General features: G+C 66.1%; 15 protein-coding genes. 6 read left to right on the forward strand and 9 right to left on the reverse strand.

From position 1 onward, the window contains the following. Positions 1-51: 51 nt before the first annotated feature. Positions 52-2,004, reverse strand: coding sequence for a transglycosylase SLT domain-containing protein (locus tag R9B84_RS16000; protein WP_423758689.1), 1,953 nt, complete (start codon positions 2,002-2,004; stop codon positions 52-54). 8 nt (positions 2,005-2,012) lie between these two features. Here R9B84_RS16000 and R9B84_RS16005 point away from each other — a divergent pair, with 8 nt between their 5' ends. Further along, entirely contained in the window at positions 2,013-2,621 is a 609-nt protein-coding gene (locus R9B84_RS16005; protein WP_423758690.1) for a 5-formyltetrahydrofolate cyclo-ligase, read from the forward strand. A gap of 74 nt (positions 2,622-2,695) precedes the next feature. Here the strand turns inward: R9B84_RS16005 and R9B84_RS16010 are convergent, their stop codons facing one another. Then, positions 2,696-3,208 carry a winged helix DNA-binding protein gene (locus R9B84_RS16010; protein ID WP_096471976.1) on the reverse strand — a complete coding sequence of 171 codons (513 nt, stop codon included), beginning with the start codon at positions 3,206-3,208 and terminating at the stop codon, positions 2,696-2,698. Between the two features lie 148 nt (positions 3,209-3,356). On the opposite strand from R9B84_RS16010, the gene pxpB reads away from it, so the two are divergent. From pxpB to pxpA, 3 genes are read left to right on the forward strand one after another with little or no spacing between them, the layout of a single operon-like run. Continuing rightward, positions 3,357-4,013, forward strand: coding sequence for a 5-oxoprolinase subunit PxpB (gene pxpB / locus R9B84_RS16015; protein ID WP_423758691.1), 657 nt, complete (start codon positions 3,357-3,359; stop codon positions 4,011-4,013). After that, positions 4,010-5,077, forward strand: a complete 1,068-nt coding sequence (locus tag R9B84_RS16020) for a biotin-dependent carboxyltransferase family protein (protein ID WP_423758692.1) — start codon at positions 4,010-4,012, stop codon at positions 5,075-5,077. Before pxpB ends, R9B84_RS16020 begins: the two co-directional genes overlap by 4 nt. A gap of 55 nt (positions 5,078-5,132) precedes the next feature. Continuing rightward, the gene (gene pxpA / locus R9B84_RS16025; RefSeq protein WP_047899257.1) at positions 5,133-5,897 is read left to right on the forward strand and encodes a 5-oxoprolinase subunit PxpA; all 765 of its coding nucleotides are present in this window, start codon (positions 5,133-5,135) and stop codon (positions 5,895-5,897) included. A 586-nt stretch (positions 5,898-6,483) separates the two neighbouring features. Here the strand turns inward: pxpA and R9B84_RS16030 are convergent. From R9B84_RS16030 to R9B84_RS16060, 7 genes are all read right to left on the reverse strand, one after another. Next, positions 6,484-7,629 carry a TraB/GumN family protein gene (locus R9B84_RS16030; RefSeq protein ID WP_423758693.1) on the reverse strand — a complete coding sequence of 382 codons (1,146 nt, stop codon included), beginning with the start codon at positions 7,627-7,629 and terminating at the stop codon, positions 6,484-6,486. Next, a complete protein-coding gene (locus R9B84_RS16035; protein ID WP_423758694.1) occupies positions 7,622-8,635 on the reverse strand; it encodes a peptide ABC transporter ATP-binding protein in 1,014 nt (337 codons plus the stop codon). The genes R9B84_RS16030 and R9B84_RS16035 overlap by 8 nt, the downstream gene beginning before the upstream one ends. Further along, a complete protein-coding gene (locus tag R9B84_RS16040) occupies positions 8,632-9,627 on the reverse strand; it encodes an ABC transporter ATP-binding protein (RefSeq protein ID WP_423758695.1) in 996 nt (331 codons plus the stop codon). The genes R9B84_RS16035 and R9B84_RS16040 overlap by 4 nt, the downstream gene beginning before the upstream one ends. Before the next feature lie 84 nt (positions 9,628-9,711). Next, entirely contained in the window at positions 9,712-10,629 is a 918-nt protein-coding gene (locus R9B84_RS16045) for an ABC transporter permease subunit (RefSeq protein ID WP_072437556.1), read from the reverse strand. Between the two features lie 4 nt (positions 10,630-10,633). Beyond that, positions 10,634-11,644, reverse strand: a complete 1,011-nt coding sequence (locus tag R9B84_RS16050) for an ABC transporter permease subunit (RefSeq protein ID WP_047899262.1) — start codon at positions 11,642-11,644, stop codon at positions 10,634-10,636. A gap of 116 nt (positions 11,645-11,760) precedes the next feature. Beyond that, complete coding sequence (locus R9B84_RS16055) at positions 11,761-13,389, reverse strand: ABC transporter substrate-binding protein (RefSeq protein ID WP_423758696.1); 1,629 nt, start codon at positions 13,387-13,389, stop codon at positions 11,761-11,763. A gap of 328 nt (positions 13,390-13,717) precedes the next feature. Then, complete coding sequence (locus R9B84_RS16060) at positions 13,718-15,025, reverse strand: MFS transporter (protein ID WP_423758697.1); 1,308 nt, start codon at positions 15,023-15,025, stop codon at positions 13,718-13,720. A gap of 401 nt (positions 15,026-15,426) precedes the next feature. On the opposite strand from R9B84_RS16060, the gene R9B84_RS16065 reads away from it, so the two are divergent. Both R9B84_RS16065 and R9B84_RS16070 read left to right on the forward strand, forming a co-directional pair. Beyond that, complete coding sequence (locus R9B84_RS16065; protein ID WP_423758698.1) at positions 15,427-16,635, forward strand: DUF6402 family protein; 1,209 nt, start codon at positions 15,427-15,429, stop codon at positions 16,633-16,635. Then, entirely contained in the window at positions 16,632-17,147 is a 516-nt protein-coding gene (locus tag R9B84_RS16070) for a hypothetical protein (protein WP_423758699.1), read from the forward strand. Before R9B84_RS16065 ends, R9B84_RS16070 begins: the two co-directional genes overlap by 4 nt. Positions 17,148-17,232 lie beyond the last annotated feature (85 nt).

The following is a 17,232-nucleotide window of genomic DNA, read 5'->3' on the forward strand; positions in this document are numbered from 1 at the left end:
CACCTCAAAAAAACACTGCCGCGTCTCGCGCGGCAGTGTGAAGATTGCGGATCAGGGCGAGATCATGCCTAGACGTTTCTTCAACGACTGCGGCTTGCCCTCGAAGAGCGCCGCGTAGTAGACGGTATTCGACAGCACGTTCTTCACGTAGTCGCGCGTCTCGTTGAACGGAATCGTCTCTGCGAAGATCGCGCCTTCGATCGGCTGCGTCAACACCTGGCGCCACTGGCGCGGCCGGCCCGGGCCCGCGTTGTAGCCGGCGGTGGCCAGCACCGGCGAACTGTCGAAGTTGTTGAAGATGTCCGCCAGATACCAGGTGCCGAGCTGGATGTTGGTATCGATGTCGTGCATCTGCGCGCGCGTGATCGCGCCCATGCCAAGCTTCTTCGCGACCATCTGAGCCGTCGCCGGCATCAGCTGCATCAGGCCGCCCGCGCCCACCGACGAACGCGCGCTCGTGACGAAGCGCGATTCCTGGCGGATCAGCCCGTACGCCCATTCGACGTCGAGGCTCGTCGATTGCGCGTAGCGCTCGACGATATTGCGGTACGGCGACGGGTAGCGCAGCGTGAAGTCGTGCTCGGCCTTCGTGCGGTCGGCCGTGTTGACCGTGCGGTCGAGCAGCTCGACGCGCTTGCCGTATTCGGCGGCCGCGAGCAGCTGGCGATCGGTCATCCCGCGCAGCGGCCAGTTCCATTCGCGATTGCCTTCGAGGCGCAGGTTCAGCGCGTAGAAGCGCTGCGCGAGCGCGAAGCCCGGAATCTTGCCCATCGCGTCGATCTCGGCGTCGCTCACCTTCGTGCGCGGCGGGATCGTCGTGCGCTGGCCGAGTTCTTCGCCGGCGAGCTGCCCGTAGAAGTTGAACTGCCCCGCGACCTGCTCGAATTCCTGGTTCGCCTGCAGCGTGTCGCCGCTCTGCTTGAGCGCGCGCGCATGCCAGTAGATCCACGCCGGATCGTTGCGCAGCGACGGCGGCATCTGCTCGATCGACCAGCGCACCATCGGCCAGTTGCCGGCGAGCAGCGCGGCGCGCGTGCGCCATTCGTAGCCCGGGTTCGACAGCGGCGCATTCGCGGATTTCGCGTACCAGACCGACGCGAGCGCCGAGCGCTTGATCGCGCCCTGGTAACCGATCGCGCCCCACGCGATCGCCTGTTCCTGCTTCGTGAGCGAGCCGGCGACCGACGTCAGCATCCCGGCGGCCGCGTCCGGATCGTTGCGCGCCATGCGGCCGAGCGCGATCAGCGCGAGCTGGTGCGACGCCGCGTCGGAGCCGACGCCGCGCGCGAGGTACAGCGGCGGCGCGCTCGTCGCCTGGTCGAAGCCGGCCGGGCGCGGGCCGAGCGCGTCGACGATCTTGCCGCCGAGCGTCGTGTAGTTCTGCTCGTACGCGAGGCGCGCCTGCTGCCACACGTCGTCGCTCGTGAACTGCTGGTTGACCGTGAGCGCGGTGATCAGGTCGACGCACGCGTCGCCGTAGTTCTTCGGCTCGACCAGCAGCGCGCGCGCCGCCTCGGCGACGTTCTCGCCGCGCGCCGCGCGCGATTCGAGCGCGTAGCATTTGACCTGCGTGTCGTCGTCGAGCACGAAGCGCTTGTATTGATCGTCGAAGCTGCGCCAGTCGTGGCGCGCGCCGAGCACGAGCAGGTAGTCGTTGCGCATGCGGTCGGCGATCGCCTGGCCGTCGTAGCGCTGCAGGAACGACTGCACGGGCGCGTCCGGCGCATCGACGCGCGCGCGGCCCGTCGAATCGAACAACTGCGGCTTGATCTGGAAATACTCGACGTAGGACGGAACCGGATAGTTCGGGATCGTCGACGCGAGCTGCGCGGCTTTCGCGGCGTCGTTGCGGCGTGCGGCTTCGCGAAGCTGCACGAAGACCTGGTCATCCCCGGCGACCGTGTCGTCGCCCGGTGCGGCGCACGCGGCCGTACCCGCGACGAGCGCGGCGGCCGAAAGTGTCAGCGCGACCGCGCGATATACTCGGAAAAGGCTGTTCGACATCGTTTTGAATGGAGCACGAATTGAGCGAAAGCATAGCACGCAACCCTGTGCCGAACCCGAAGGTTGCACTGCGCAAAACGCTGTCCGGCGCGCGTCGCGACGCCGCGTCGCAGCCCGCCGCGAACGCCGCGCTCGACGCACGGTTGCGCACGCTGCTCGACCGGCTCGCACCGCGCACGGTCGGGTTTTACTGGCCGCTGCCGGGCGAATTCGATGCGCGCGACGCGGTGCTCGCGTGGTGTGCGGCAGGCGCCGGCCGGCGCGCCGCGCTGCCCGTGATCGGCGAGCGGCACACGCCGCTCGCGTTCCATGCGTGGGACGCGCACACGCCGATGCGCGAAGGTCATCACCGGATTCCGGAACCGGCGGCGGGAATCGTCGTCGTGCCCGACCTGTTGTTGATTCCCTGTCTGGGATTCGATCCGCAGCGCTACCGGCTCGGCTACGGCGGCGGCTACTACGACCGCACGCTCGCCGCGTGGCCGGGCGACACGCTGCCCGTGACGGTCGGCATCGCGTACGAAGCGTGCCGCGTCGAAGCACTGCCGGCCGAAGCGCACGATCTCGCGCTGCGCTGGATCGTGACCGACGGCGCGCTCTACCCGGCCGCCGGATGACGCGGCGCGCGGCGCCACGGCCGTCGTCGCACGCCCGTCAGCACAAAGCCGCGCGCAACCCTTTCCGCAATCGTTTACAGCGACGCCGCCGCGCGCGCGGCCGTGTCGTAGAGGCCCGATGCGTGGCGCAGCAACTGCGCCGCGTCGCCGATCTGCTCGTTGGTGAGCCCGCTGTCCTTCAGCGTCTCGATCAGGCAGTGCTCGCGCACCTCGCGATACTTCAGGCACAGGTCGCGGCCTGCTTCGGTCGCGAAGAAGAACACTTCCTTGCCGCTCTTCTCGCTCTTCACATAGCCGCGCGCGATCAGTTTTTTCAGCGCATAGGTCGCGACGTGCGTATCCTCGATATTGAGCACGAAGCAGATGTCGGCGAGCTTCTTCTTGCGTTCGCGATGGCTGACGTGATGCAGCAGCGACACCTCGACCGCCGTCATGTCCTTCGCGCCGGCCGCCGACATGCAGCGCACCATCCAGCGGTTGAACGCGTTGCCGGCCATGATGAGCCCGTATTCGAGTTCCGACAGCTCCGCGCTCGAATCGGAAACGAGGTGTTCGGATGACACGATCTTGGTCGGGGGACGCTTCATGGAAAGGCGGCGCAAGCAGGATGTCAGGGTGTGCCGAGTGTACGTCAGAAGCCCCGGTATACGGGCTAGGCGAAAACGCTTATTGGTAAGTTATCGATATCTTATTGACAATGTGCGCTAACATTGCCGTCCGAACCGTGCCAGTCCGATGACGCAACCCCGCTTTTATCCGCTCGGCGATGCCGCCCTCGTCTGCGAGGTGCCACCGCCCGCCACGCTCGATTGCCAGCGCCGCGTCTGGGCCGTCGCCGAGGTCGCGCGCGCGTGGCCCGACGTGATCGACGTCGTGCCGGGCATGAACAACCTGACCATCGTGTTCGACGCGCTCGCCGCGACGGCCGAGTCGCTCACGCTGGCGCTGCGCGACGCGTGGGAGACGGCCGACGTCGAGCACGCGGACGGCCGCGACGTCGAGATCCCGGTCGAGTACGGCGGTGCCGCCGGCCCCGATCTGGCGGCCGTCGCAGCGCACACGGGCCTGTCGGCCGACGAGGTCGTCGCGCGCCACGCGGCCGGCGAATACGTCGTGTTCTTCATCGGCTTCCAGCCGGGTTTCGCGTATCTCGGCGGCCTCGACGCGTCGCTGCACACGCCGCGCCGCGCGGCGCCGCGCCTCGAGGTGCCGGCCGGCTCGGTCGGCATCGGCGGCGCGCAGACGGGCATCTACCCGGCCACGTCGCCCGGCGGCTGGCAGTTGATCGGCCGCACGTCGCACGTGCTGTTCGATCCGGCGCGGCCGCAGCCGACGCTGCTGCTGCCCGGCGACCGCGTGCGCTTCACCATTGCGGGAGTCGACGCACGATGACCCAGAGCAACACACCGGGCACCATCGAGGTGATGCGGGCCGGCCCGCTGTCGACCGTGCAGGATCTCGGGCGCCGCGGCGCGCGCCATCTCGGCGTCGCGCAGGGCGGCGCGCTCGACGCCCTCGCGCTCGAGGTCGGCAACCGGCTCGTCGGCAACCGCCCCGACGCGGCGGCCGTCGAGATCACGATCGGCCCGGCCGCCTTCCGCTTCACGCGCGCCACCCGCATCGCGATCACCGGCACCGAATTCGGTGCAACGCTCGACGGCCAGCGCGTGTATTCGTGGTGGAGCCTGCCGGTCGAAGCCGGGCAGACGCTCGTGCTGCCGGCCGCGAAACGCGGGATGCGCGGCTACCTGTGCATCGCGGGCGGCATCGACGTGCTGCCGATGCTCGGCTCGCGCAGCACCGATCTCGCGTCGCGCTTCGGCGGCCTCGGCGGCCGCACGCTGCGCGACGGCGATCGGCTCCCGGTCGGCGTGCCGCCGGCCGGCGCGGGCTGCCTCGCGGCCGATGCGCCCGAATTCGGCGTGAAGGCGCCCGCGTGGTGCGCATTCGTCCGTGTCGACGAGCCGCCGCGCCGCCACCGCCCCGCACATGCGCCGTGGGCGATGCCCGTGCGCGTGCTGCCGGGCCCCGATTACGCGTCGTTCGCCGCCGATTCGCACCAGGCGTTCTGGGACGAGGAATGGCTCGTCACCGCGAACAGCAACCGGATGGGTTATCGCCTCGCCGGCGCCGAGCTCGTGCGCGAGCGGCCGGTCGAGCTGCTGTCGCACGCGGTGCTGCCCGGCACGATCCAGGTGCCGCCGAACGGCCAGCCGATCGTGCTGATGCACGACGCGCAGACCACCGGCGGCTACCCTAAGATCGGCACGGTGATCCGCGCCGACCTGTGGAAGCTCGCACAGGCCCGGCTCAACCTGCCGATCCGCTTCGTGCGCACGACAGCCGACGCCGCGCGCGCCGCCCTGGCCGCGGAACGTGCGTATCTGCGGCAGATCGACGTCGCGATCGACATGCGCGAGGAAGCGCGCCGCCGCGCACAATCGCGCGCGGCGTGACAATGGCGGAAGCAGGACGGAAGACGCGCCACGCAATCAGTGGACGAGGAACATCATGGAAATCGATCTGAATGCCGATCTCGGCGAAGGATGCGGATCGGACGAGGCGCTGCTCGACCTCGTCACGTCGGCGAACATCGCATGCGGGTGGCACGCGGGCGGCGCCAATGCGATGCGCGACTGCGTGCGCTGGGCCGTGCAGAAAGGCGTGTCGATCGGCGCGCACCCGAGCTTTCACGATCCGGAGAATTTCGGGCGCAAGGAAATGCAGCTGCCGGCCGGCGACATCTACGCCGGCGTGCTGTACCAGCTCGGCGCGCTGTCGGCGATCGCGCAGGCCGAAGGCGGGCGCATCGCGCACGTGAAGCCGCACGGCGCGCTGTACAACCAGGCCGCGCGCGACCCGATGATCGCCGATGCGGTGGTGTCCGCGATCCACGATTTCGATCCGTCGCTCGCGGTGTTCGGGCTCGCGAACAGCGTGTTCGTCGCGGCCGCGCGGCATGCGGGGCTCGCCGCGGTGGAGGAAGTGTTCGCCGATCGCGGCTACCGCGCGGACGGCTCGCTCGTGCCGCGCAGCCAGCCCGGCGCGCTGATCGACGATGAAGAGGCGGTGCTCGCGCGCACGCTCGACATGGTGCGCAACCGGCAGGTGCGGGCATTGAGCGGCGAATGGGTGCCGCTGAACGCGCAGACCGTCTGCCTGCACGGCGACGGGCCGCATGCGCTGGCCTTTGCGAAGCGGATTCGCGCGGCGCTGGAGGCCGCCGGCGTCGACGTCGTGGCGCCCGGCGCGCTGCAGGCCGACGAAGGCGCGTAGGACATGCGACGCGCACGATGCGCGTCCGCCGCCTGGCGCGCGCCATGGACGAAATCTGTCGCACAAAAGAACGCACAAAAGAAAAAAGCGCCCTCGTGGCGCTTTTACGTTGGCGCAATCGCTGCGGCTTTGCCGTCTGTCGATTCGCCCCCCGAAACCGTCATTCGACGGTGACCGGAAAAACATTCCGGATTAAAAAACGTCCGCCGCGCCCGATCACTGCATTCCCCGGTCAGACGACGGAACGTTGCTTATTTGCAAGTCGGCCTGCATGCATGTGTATCCGACGATGATTGGCCCCGCCGTGCATGCAGACACTCCGCGGCCGGCACGTGCTGCACGTGCCGGCAACGCTAACCCCGCGCTTTATTTCTGCTACCCCGTAGAACTTATCTATTCTTTTCATTTTTTCAACTTGTGGGATGAAGAATAGATATTGGCAGAACGGGATGTCAATCGTTTTAAACGCTATTTTCCGACGATTCAAGGGTTTTCCTTATCGATTGACACCGCCGCTCAGGCGCCTCGCGCCGGGCGCGCGATGTCGATCAAACAGGGGAAGATCAGTGCGTGCCGCCGGGCGCGATCAGTTCGCGTCGACCCGGTATCCTTGCTGGCGCAACAATTCGAGCACGCCGCGCGGGCCGCCCAGATGCAGCGCGCCGATCGCGACGAACAGCGGCCGGTTCGGCGCGGCGATTGCCGTCATCCGTGCAACGAAGCGCCGGTTGCGCTCGTACAGGATCTTGTTGTCGATCGACGCCGACAACGCCTTCGAACGCGCGAGCCGCTCGCTCTTCGCGACGGCCCACGCCGAGATCGCGTCGGCGTCGCCAATTCGCCACAGCCGGTGCAGCGACTTGATGTCGTCGGCGTTTTGCGCGGGTGTCTGCACCATGTCCTGCGCAAGCATCTCGCGTTGCTCGGCCAGCGTCAGCCCGGTGAACGCGCGCATCTGTTCGGCGAGCGTCTCGAGCCCGATCACGCGGCCGCCCTTCTTCTTCAGGAACACGTTCTGCAGTTGCGCCTCGGTGCCGTATTCGGTCTGCAGGCCGGCCGACAGCGAATCGTAGGTCTCGACGACGAGCGCCGCGAGCCACGGCCGCATCTTGCGGATTTCTGCGAGCGCGGCCGGGTTGCCGCGCAGGCGCGCCGCGAGCCGTTGCCACAACGGCTCGGGCAGCAGGCGCTGCAGGCACGGATAACGGCACACGCCGTACTTCGACACGTCGTCCTGCGATTCGAGCAGATCGTCGGGCGACAGTTCGAGCGCGAGTGTCGGCGACGCGGCGAGCGCCGCGAGGATGCGCGGCCGGAACGGCTGCGCGCTCGGGTAGTCGGACGGGTCGCCCGTGTGCAGCGTGCCGAGCACGTAGAGCGTGACCTTGCCCTTGGTCGCGACGTAGAACGGCATGCGCGCGGGCTGCACGCGCACCGCGCCGCTCGCGACCGTGCCGTTCGACACGGCCGGCGCGTGGAAGCCCGGCAGGCTCATGCCGGGCGGCGGGACTTGCGACGGATGGATCGGTGAAGTGGCCGGCGCGCGCCCTTCGGCGCGCGCGGCCTCGACGGGAACCGCGAGGCTGGCCGCCACGCACGCGCCGACCAGCGCCGCACCCGTGACGGTGCGCACGCTCCAGCGCCGCGCGTAGCGGTACGCGCGCATCACGCGCGCGCTGCTTGCCCCCGAACGGCGCACGCCGGACACGCGCGCCGCCAACGCTTCAGGCATTCCCCTCCCCTACCTCCTCGGCGCGATGGCAGGCCACGCGCCGTCCGTCGACCTCGCGCAGCTGCGGCTCCTCGACGCGGCAGCGCTCGACCGCGTACGGGCAGCGCTGGTGGAACGCACAGCCCGACGGCGGATTGAGCGGCGACGGCAGCTCGCCCTGCAGCTTGATCTGCACGCGGCGATCTTCCTCGAAGATCGCCGGCGTCGCCGACATCAGCGCGCGCGTGTACGGATGGCGCGGATGCGCGTAGATCGTCGCCTTGTCGCCGAGCTCGGCGACGCTGCCGAAGTACATCACCATCACGTCGTCCGCGACGTGCTCGACCACCGACAGGTTGTGCGAGATGAACACGTAGCTCGTCTTGAACTGCTCCTGCAGATCCATGAACAGGTTCAGGATCTGCGCCTGGATCGACACGTCGAGCGCGGACACCGGCTCGTCGGCGACGACGATCCGCGGATCGAGGATCATCGCGCGCGCGATCGCGACCCGCTGCCGCTGGCCGCCCGAGAACATGTGCGGATAGCGCTTCGCGTGCTCGGGCCGCAGGCCGACCGTGCGCATGATCTGCGCGACGCGCTGCGCGCGTTCGGCAGCCGTCAGGTTCGCGTTGATCTCGAGCGGCTCGGAGAGCGTCTGCTCGACGGTCTTGCGCGGGTTCAGCGACGCGAACGGGTTCTGGAACACCATCTGCACGCGGCGGCGCAGGTCGGCGACCCGGTGGCGGTCCGCGCCCGCGACGTCCTTGCCGTCGATCGACAGGTGGCCGGACGTCGGCGTCTCGATCATCGTCAGCTGCCGTGCGAGCGTCGACTTCCCGCAACCGGATTCGCCGACGACGGCAAGCGTCTTGCCGCGCCTGAGCGAAAACGACACGCCGTTGAGCGCCTTCACCGTGCCGTGGCCGAACATGCCGCGCTTCACCGTGTAGTGTTTCGCGAGCTGGTCGGCGACCAGCACTACTTCCTCGTCGTGCGGCGCACGCGTTTCGTGGACTGCATTCATCGTGCGCCTCCCGTCAGGTCGAGGTTGGAAACATTGAGCGGCTTGATGCAGCGCGCGCGCATCGCATCGTTGCCGGACACCAGCGTATCGAGCGCCGGCCGCGCCTTGCGGCAATCGTCGACCACGTACTTGCAGCGCGGCGCGAACAGGCACCCGGACGGGCGATCATCGCGGCCCGGCACCATGCCGGGCAATGCGGCAAGGCGACGCGCCCCCTTATTGTGCTCGGGAATCGCCGCGAGCAGCGCTTCGGTGTACGGATGATGCGGCGCGCGGAAGATGTCGGGCACGCTGTTGGTCTCGATGATCTCGCCGGCGTACATCACCGCGACGCGCTGCGCGACCTCCGACACCACGGCCAGGTCGTGCGAGATCAGCACGAGCGCCATCCCGCGTTCCTTCTGCAGCTTCACGAGCAGATCCATGATCTGCGCCTGGATCGTCACGTCGAGCGCGGTGGTCGGCTCGTCGGCGATCAGCAGCTTCGGGTTGCACGCGACGGCCATCGCGATCATCACGCGCTGGTTCATCCCGCCCGACATCTGGTGCGGGAACGACGTAATGCGGTTCTTCGCATCGGGAATGCCGACCTGGTCGAGCAGCTCGAGCGCGCGCCGGTGCAGCGCGTCGCCGCGCAGGCCTTCGTGCAGCTTCAGCACTTCCTTGATCTGGTAGCCGACCGTGTAGCTCGGGTTCAGGCTCGTCAGCGCATCCTGGAACACCATCGCGATGTCCTTGCCGACGATCTTGCGGCGCGCCTTCGGCGACGCCTTCAGCAGGTCGACGCCGTTGAACGTGACCTCGTCTGCCGTCACCTTGCCCGGCGCGTCGATCAGGCCCATCAGCGCCATCATCGTCACGCTCTTGCCCGAGCCCGATTCGCCGACGACGCCCACCACCTCGCCCGGCGCGATCGACAGGTTGATCCGGTCGACGGCGGGCAGGCCGTTGAAGTTCACCGCGAGATTGCGGATGGTCAGAAGGTTGCTCATGTCATCCTCCGCCGGGCAGCCCCAAGGAGGATGACCGCCCCCTTGGGGGGCAGCGAACGAAGAGAGCGTGGGGGTTGTTTCATCTTAGGCCATCCGCTTCAGTTTGGGATCGAGCGCGTCGCGCAGCCCGTCGCCGAGCAGGTTGATCGCGAGCACCGAAATCAGGATCGACAGGCCGGGCATCGTCACGATCCACCACGCGTTGTCGATGTAGTCGCGCGCGGATGCGAGCATCGCGCCCCACTCGGCGGTTGGCGGCTGCACGCCGAGGCCGAGGAAGCCGAGCGCCGCCGCGTCGAGGATCGCCGACGAGAAGCCGAGCGTCGCCTGCACGATCAGCGGCGCCGTGCAGTTGGGCAGCACCTGCGAGAACATCAGGCGCAGCGTGCCGGCACCGGCCACGCGCGACGCCGTCACGTATTCCTTCTGCAGCTCGCCGAGCGCCGACGCGCGCGTGAGGCGCACGTAGGCCGGCAGCGCGACGATCGCGATCGCGAACATCGTGTTGGTGAGGCCCGGGCCGATGATCGCGACGACCGCGACCGCGAGCAGCAGCGACGGCAGCGCGAGCAGCACGTCCATGATGCGCATCACGGGCGTGTCGGCCCACTTCTGGAAGAACGCGGCGACGAGCCCGAGCACGATGCCGGGGATCAGCGCGAGCACGACCGACACGAAGCCGATCCAGAACGACATCCGCGCGCCGAACATCAGGCGCGAAAGAATGTCGCGGCCCGCTTCGTCGGTGCCGAGGATGAATTTCCAGTTGCCGCCGTCGAGCCATGCGGGCGGGATCTTCACGTAGTCGCGGTATTGCTCGACCGGGCTGTGCGGCGCGATCAGCGGCGCGAGCAGCGCGACCAGGATCAGCGCGAGCACGACGATGCCGGCGCCGACGGCGCCGCGGTTGCGCGAGAAATTGGCCCAGAACTCGCGCAGCGCGAGCGCACGGCCGCCGGCCGGCGCGGATTCGCTCGGCAGGGTGTTTTGCAGATTGCTCATGGAATTACCTCGTGTGGCGGATGCGCGGATTCAGCACGCCGTACAGCAGGTCGACGACCAGGTTCACGACGATCACGAGCGTCGCGATCAGCAGGATGCCGCCCTGGACGACCGGATAGTCGCGGCGGCCGATCGCATCGATCAGCCACTTGCCGACACCGGGCCACGAAAAGAGCGTCTCGGTCAGCACGGCGCCCGCGAGCAGCGTGCCGATCTGCAGGCCGATCACGGTGACGACCGGGATCAGCGCGTTGCGCAGCGCATGCACGACGACCACGCGCGCGGGCGACAGCCCCTTCGCGCGGGCGGTGCGGATGTAGTCCTCGCGCAGCACTTCGAGCATCGACGAGCGCGTCATCCGCGCGATCACCGCGAGCGGGATCGTGCCGAGCACGATCGCGGGCAGGATCAGGTGGCTGACCGCCGACTTGAACGAGCCTTCGTCCGGCGCAAGCAGCGCGTCGATCAGCATGAAGCCCGTCGGGTGCGGGAAGTCGTATTCGACGGCGATGCGCCCCGACACGGGCGTCCAGCCGAGGTACGACGAAAACACCATGATGAGGATCAGCCCCCACCAGAAGATCGGCATCGAGTAGCCGGTGAGCGCGGTGCCCATCACGCCGTGGTCGACGACCGAGCCGCGCCGCAGCGCGGCGATCACGCCGGCCGGCAGCCCGACCGCGAGCGCGAACACGAGCGCGCACAGCGACAGTTCGACGGTCGCCGGGAAGCGCGCGAAGAACTCGCCCGCGACGCTGGTGTTGGTGATGATCGACGTGCCGAGGTCGCCGTGCATCGCACGGCCGATGTAGTGGACGTACTGCATGGGCAGCGGCTGGTCGAGCCCGAGGCGTTTCATCGCCTCCGCATGCATGGCGGGATCGACGCCGCGCTCGCCCATCATCACTTCGATGGGGTCGCCCGGTATCAGGTGAATCAGCGCAAACGCCAGGATGGTGATGCCGATGAAAGTCGGGATCACCATGCCCACGCGGCGCAACACGAATGTGAACATGATGCGTCTCGTATTTTCTTGTGGGAAATGTGCGACCGGCGACGGGAAGCTCGTGGCCTCCCGCCGCCGGATGAATTACCGGTTTCGGTCTTCGTAGACAGCTTACGCCGGTCGTATTACTTCACGCCGACACCGTCGAAGCGTGCATAACCGAGCGGCTCGATGCGCATGTCGACCACGTTCTTGCGCACCGGCTGGTAGACCGTCGAGTTCGCGATCGGCGAGAACGGCAGCTGTTGCGCGAAGACCTGTTGAGCTTGCGTGTAGAGCTTCGTGCGCGCGTCCTGGCCCGTCGTCGTGCGGCCCTTCTGGACCAGTTCGTCGAACGGCTTGTAGCACCAGTGCGAGAAGTTGTTGCCCTTGATCGCCTCGCAGCCGAGCAGCGTGCCGAGCCAGTTGTCCGGATCGCCGTTGTCGCCCGTCCAGCCGATCAGCATCGTGTCCTGCTCACCCGTGTGCGCACGCTTGATGTACTCGCCCCACTCGTACGTGACGATCTTCGCCTTCACGCCGATCTTCGCCCAGTCGGCCTGGATCATCTCGGCCATCAGGCGGGCGTTCGGGTTGTACGCGCGCTGCACGGGCATCGCCCACAGCGTGATCTCGAAACCGTTCGCATAACCGGCCTTCGCGAGCAGCGCCTTCGCCTTCGCGGTGTCGTACGCGGCCATCTTCAGGTTCTTGTCGTACGACCATTGGGTCGGCGGCATCGGCGCGCTGGCAGCCTGGCCCGCACCCTGGTAGACGGATTCGAGGATCGCCTTCTTGTTGATCGCCATGTCGAGCGCCTGACGCACTTCGAGCTTGTCGACCGGCTTGTGCTCGACGTTGTACGCGAGGTAGCCGAGATTGAAGCCCGCCTGCGACGGCATGTCGACGTTCGAATCGGCCTTCAGCGTCGCGATGTCGGCCGGGCGCGGATAGCTCATCACCTGGCATTCGTTGCGCTTGATCTTCTGCACGCGCACGCCCGGATCCGGCGTGATCGAGAAGATCAGCTTCGAGAGCTTCACTTCGCCCTTCTTCCAGTAATCAGGATTGCCGTCGAAACGGATCGTCGCGTCCTTCGTGTAGCTGCGGAAGATGAACGGGCCCGTGCCGACCGGCTTCTGGTTGATGTCGGCGGCCTTGCCGGCCTTCATCAGCTGGTCGCCGTATTCGGCCGACAGGATCGACGCGAATTCCATCGCCATGTTCTGGATGAACGGCGCATTCGGCTCGGCCAGCGTGAACTTCACGGTGTACGGATCGACCTTCTCGACCTTCGTGATCAGCTTCTCGAGGCCCATGTCGGTGAAGTACGGGAACGACACCGGATACGCCTTGCGGAACGCCTGGTTCGGGTCGAGCATGCGCTCGAACGAGAACAGCACGTCGTCCGCGTTGAATTCGCGCGTCGGCTTGAAGAAGTCGGTCGTGTGGAACTTCACGCCGTGGCGCAGGTGGAACGTGTACACCTTGCCGTCGGACGACACGTCCCACTTCTCGGCGAGGCCCGGTTCGACCTTCGTGCCGCCGCGCTCGAATTCGACGAGACGGTTGTAAACGGTAAAGGTGGCGGCAGTGAAATCGACGCCGGTCGTAAATTGCGCGGAATCGAAACCCGCCGGGCTGCCTTCTGAGCAGTAGACGAGCGTTTTGTTCGGGATCTGTGCGAATGCAGAACCCGCGACGCCGAGCGATGCCGCTGCCACGCCTGCAATGGCGGTAACACGCAGGGTGTGCAACAGACGGTTGTATTCCATGTTTCCTCCAGGTCTCCAGATCGGAACCGGCCCCGCCAGGGTCCGGCGTACGCGGATATTACTTGAGCTAACGATGTGGCAACAAGCTGGAGAAAAAACTCTTCTATATGCCCCGCCGGGTTTGTGCCAATGTTTAGTGTGGGTAAAAAATGCGAAAAACGCGCGCGAGCGACAGTTCCGTTCATCTCGCGCAAGTTTCGTTCGACAACTAAACAATTCGGGTGCGAACGCGAAGGGCCGGCGCGCCGTTTCCCGCGATTGGCCGCACATCATTGCGTTTTGCGAAACGATCCGATGACAGTCTTCGCACTGTCATGCTGTCACGCCGTCACGCCGGCGCGTCGAGGTCGGCGCTGCGTGCGGGCACGAACGCGACCGCGACGATCGACAGCGCGAGCCCGGCCATCACATAGTAGGTCGGCGCCAGCGGCGAACCGGTGACCTTGATCAGCCACGTGACGATGAACTGCCCGAAGCCGCCGAACAGCATCACCGCGACGTTGTACGCAATCGACAGCCCGGTCGAGCGCACGTTGGCCGGGAACAGCTCGGCGATCATCGCGCCGAACGGCCCGTAATAGCCTGCGAGCGTCACCGACAGCAAGGCCTGCACCGCGATCAGCCGCCCGATGCTCGGCGCCGCGTCGAGCCACGCGAACAGCGGATACATCAGCACGAGCGTCAGCACGAGCGACCACAGCGACAGCCCCTTGCGGCCGATGCGGTCCGACCACGCGCCCGCGACCGGCGACAGCACCATCAGCAGCAGGTTGCCGACGATCACCGCGTAGAACGATTCCGAATACGGCAGCTTCAGCTGCTTCACCGCGAAGGTCGGCAGATAGCTGATCAGCACGTAGATCGTCACCGTCAGCGCGATCACCGAGCCGAGCCCGCACAGCACCTCGCGCGGGTGGCGCGTGAACACTTCGCCGAGCGTCGCGCGGCGCGCGCTCTGCTGCGCATGCAGGAACGCTTCGGAATCGGCGAGATGGCGGCGGATGTAGAAGCCGATCGGGCCGATCACGAGCCCGAGGACGAACGGCACGCGCCAGCCCCAGCTGTGCAGCGCGTCGTGCGACAGCCCGCGCGTGACGGCCGCGCCGACGAGCGCGCCGATCAGCAGCGCGGCCGCCTGGCTCGCCATCTGCCAGCTGCCGTAGAAACCGCGTTTCGAGAACGGCGCCGCCTCGATCAGCAGCGCCGTCGCGCTGCCGAATTCGCCGCCCGCGGAGAAGCCCTGCAGCAGCCGGCCGAGCACGATCAGGATCGGGCCGCCGATGCCGATCGCCGCATAGGGCGGCGCGATCGCGAGCAGGAAGATGCCACCCGTCATCAGCAGGATCACGAGCGACAGCGCGGCCTTGCGGCCCGCGCGGTCCGCATACAGTCCGAACACGATGCCGCCGATCGGGCGCATGAAGAACGCGACGCCGAACGTCGCGGTGGTCAGGAGCAGCGACGAGTATTCGCTGGAGGTCGGGAAGAACAACTGGGCGATCACGACCGTCATGAAGCCGAACACCGTGAAGTCGTACCACTCGAGCGCATTGCCGATCACGGCGGCCACGACCGCACGCCGGTTCAGCGCACGTTCGGGCCGGATCGTTTTAGTTGAATTCGCAATCGTCGCCATGCGTGCCTCATCCTCGTGAATGCGCCGTGTCGGGTGGCGCGGCGCAGTGTGCCGCGGCGCGCTGGTTTGCAGCGAGTGTAGAAAGCGACGGAACCGTTTTCAAGCAATAAAAACGCCCGCCGTCTTTCGACGGCGGGCGTTTTGCGGTTTTCGCCACATTGCGGCATCGCACGATCGCGTATGGGCGTTACACCGGGGCCCCAGGCCCTGCGACGCCCTCCACCATTTCGCCTTGCGTGCATTCGCGCTGCGACGATTGCACTTTCGACCTTGTCCGATTTCCCATCCCATTTCTTTCTATTAACTTTCGCTTGGCGCCGTTCCGCTTCGTCAGGTCGCATGGCATTCGGCCGAGCGCCGGAACGTTGGTCTGTCGCAACACACCATTCTCGGACACCGTCATGGGCAACAACAAGATTCCCTATTACAAGGCAAATAGACTGCTGTGGAAATGGGCTCGGTGCGAAGGCATCGACGGCTGCGAAATCGTTCGCGACACCAAGCTGTCGATGAACCAGGCACCACCACCTTTGCCAGCTAGGCCGAAGCCTCCCGAACCCGTCCGGCGGTCCGTCAAGCACCTGACTCACAAGGATCGCATGGACAAATCGCTCGACGATCTTCTGGCCATCGCAGAAGCATTCGCGCGATTCAAGAAGTGGCTCGACACGCCGGACGCACCGAAACATTCCGAACCCGCGCCAACAGCACAGCGCAACAAGAAGCACGCAATCGCACCGCTGGATATCCAGGAGATCCCCGGCGCGATGCGGAAACTCTCGATGCCGGTATCCGCGCGGCTGATGGAACGGTGGTTTGCCGGAGCACTGAACTACTCGCCGACCGACAAGGACGAGGCGCTATGCATCAATCAGGATGGCAAGCCCTATCCGGCCGACATGTACGACATGAGATCCATCAAGCTCGAATGGATTCTCAACTACCCTCGTGCAAAGGCGCAATATTTGGCACTTCAACAAAGGCAGCGGTTGACCACGCCCAGAGCCGTCGAAGCGCTTCGCAAGTGCCTGTCTCGTGTCCGAACCCCAGACACCACGATCAATGCGTTGTCGCTTTGCAATGGAAACCTCGTGGAATTGCACAACCGCTTCCAGTTCCAGCTCGCCGGCGTTGAAAGTACGTTCGGTCAAAAACTCGACGAGTTCATCCTGAAGCGCCTGACCAACAGTGGAATCCCGGATGACCTGACGGGAGCGCTGGGGTCGTTCAATATCTATGCGGCAGTCGCGTATGCCGAATTCAACCGGGAGGCCCGTCGAGCAACGGTCACATCGATTTACCTCTATGTGCGCGACAACTATACGTTTTCCGACAGGAGCGACAATCAATCGCAATATCTCGGGCATTGGAACCACAAGCGTGTCGTCCTCGTGCCCGCAGCGGGCGCAGCCGGAATTGCCGGCATTCCCTGGCTGGACTACCCCGTTGTCGCCGAAGGCAAGCGATCTCGAGACAACATCTATTATCCGGTCAGAAACAAGTCGTTTCGCGAGTGGCAGCAACGGCATCGGCGCGGCGGAGACTTCATTATCTTCTCCGACTACCGCTGCGTAACCCTCCCCCAACCCATCGAGATCGTGTTTTCGTGAGTACCGCCGCAGAGTCCACAAGTATCGGTACGTTCGTCCTGTTGTTGGCGAGCATCTTCATCGTGATTGCGTCGATCTCGATGATTCGTGCGCTACGTTTCATCTGGTCAGGTTTCGATGGCCGGCCGCAACGAACCAGACAAATGCTCTGCCTCTCGATCCGTCGCCTCGTCGTCACCCTCGCCGCCCTGATCATGCTCTGCCTTGCATGGCGCTACTGGCAGGACGCACGATTGCGTACGGCCTGCAGCCCTCGCGATCGGGTGACCGAATACTCGCCAGACGGTCGCTATGTCGCGAAATACTGCTACTTCAGGGATGCGATCATTCTGAGGCTGTATGGCAAAGACAACGCGCGGCTTCTTGCCGAGCGAACCTACCGGGACACGTCGGGAATCCTCCCCAGCCTGACTTGGACAAAGGATGCATTGATTTATCCAGAGGGTGATGCCCTCAAGACAATCCATCTCCCGCCCTCTCTTTACGATCGCTTCCTGACGCAGTTTCCCTAAGTCATGCAAGACACGCCAAAGCGACGCTCGAACCTCCGTCGCCCCTGACAAAACGTTCCGTGCCGGCATCGACCTGCCCTGCGCA

Source organism: Burkholderia sp. NLJ2, from assembly GCF_049487195.1.
Classification (GTDB): Bacteria; Pseudomonadota; Gammaproteobacteria; order Burkholderiales; family Burkholderiaceae; genus Burkholderia; species Burkholderia pyrrocinia.

What these genes read in the sequence shown, in the direction of transcription:
- R9B84_RS16045 (WP_072437556.1), bottom strand. Translation starts at nt 10,629, where the DNA reads ATGAGCAATCTGCAAAACACCCTGCCGAGCGAATCCGCGCCGGCCGGC.
- R9B84_RS16020 (WP_423758692.1), top strand. Translation starts at nt 4,010, where the DNA reads ATGACCCAGAGCAACACACCGGGCACCATCGAGGTGATGCGGGCCGGC.
- R9B84_RS16005 (WP_423758690.1), top strand. Translation starts at nt 2,013, where the DNA reads ATGGAGCACGAATTGAGCGAAAGCATAGCACGCAACCCTGTGCCGAAC.
- R9B84_RS16055 (WP_423758696.1), bottom strand. Translation starts at nt 13,389, where the DNA reads ATGGAATACAACCGTCTGTTGCACACCCTGCGTGTTACCGCCATTGCA.
- R9B84_RS16040 (WP_423758695.1), bottom strand. Translation starts at nt 9,627, where the DNA reads ATGAGCAACCTTCTGACCATCCGCAATCTCGCGGTGAACTTCAACGGC.
- R9B84_RS16030 (WP_423758693.1), bottom strand. Translation starts at nt 7,629, where the DNA reads ATGCCTGAAGCGTTGGCGGCGCGCGTGTCCGGCGTGCGCCGTTCGGGG.
- R9B84_RS16060 (WP_423758697.1), bottom strand. Translation starts at nt 15,025, where the DNA reads ATGGCGACGATTGCGAATTCAACTAAAACGATCCGGCCCGAACGTGCG.
- R9B84_RS16050 (WP_047899262.1), bottom strand. Translation starts at nt 11,644, where the DNA reads ATGTTCACATTCGTGTTGCGCCGCGTGGGCATGGTGATCCCGACTTTC.
- R9B84_RS16010 (WP_096471976.1), bottom strand. Translation starts at nt 3,208, where the DNA reads ATGAAGCGTCCCCCGACCAAGATCGTGTCATCCGAACACCTCGTTTCC.
- pxpA (WP_047899257.1), top strand. Translation starts at nt 5,133, where the DNA reads ATGGAAATCGATCTGAATGCCGATCTCGGCGAAGGATGCGGATCGGAC.
- R9B84_RS16000 (WP_423758689.1), bottom strand. Translation starts at nt 2,004, where the DNA reads ATGTCGAACAGCCTTTTCCGAGTATATCGCGCGGTCGCGCTGACACTT.
- R9B84_RS16065 (WP_423758698.1), top strand. Translation starts at nt 15,427, where the DNA reads ATGGGCAACAACAAGATTCCCTATTACAAGGCAAATAGACTGCTGTGG.
- R9B84_RS16035 (WP_423758694.1), bottom strand. Translation starts at nt 8,635, where the DNA reads ATGAATGCAGTCCACGAAACGCGTGCGCCGCACGACGAGGAAGTAGTG.
- pxpB (WP_423758691.1), top strand. Translation starts at nt 3,357, where the DNA reads ATGACGCAACCCCGCTTTTATCCGCTCGGCGATGCCGCCCTCGTCTGC.